The organism is Hydrogenovibrio sp. 3SP14C1 (assembly GCF_029625905.1).
GTDB lineage: Bacteria > Pseudomonadota > Gammaproteobacteria > Thiomicrospirales > Thiomicrospiraceae > Hydrogenovibrio.
This window is the reverse complement of record NZ_JARTLM010000303.1, coordinates 1-239: the sequence shown is the minus strand read 5'-3', so window position 1 is coordinate 239 and position 239 is coordinate 1. Positions and strand designations below refer to the sequence as shown.

Annotated in this window: 1 protein-coding gene; it reads left to right on the top strand. The window is 59.4% G+C overall.

Annotated features, from left to right (window positions below; genetic code table 11):
* Positions 1–239 (top strand): hypothetical protein (locus P8629_RS12620; protein ID WP_278166433.1); only part of this gene is annotated, 239 nt, incomplete at both ends.

The following is a 239-nucleotide window of genomic DNA, read 5'->3' as shown; positions in this document are numbered from 1 at the left end:
GTGCTTTCAATACAGCGACCTGCGGATCAGCGGCGCCAGCACGCTGGTAGGCGCGCTGATCACCCCGTGTGCATTATGGATGCTGGTGGTGCCCGAACAGGCAATGCTGCCGGCCCCTCTGGAAGAGTCTCACGTGGTCTCCTTGCCATCGGGCCGTTATCGCATGACGCTCGAGCGCTTGCCGAATGGTATCGAGTTCTATCAGCGCTGCATTCTGGATGACCTGAGTGAGCTTGAGA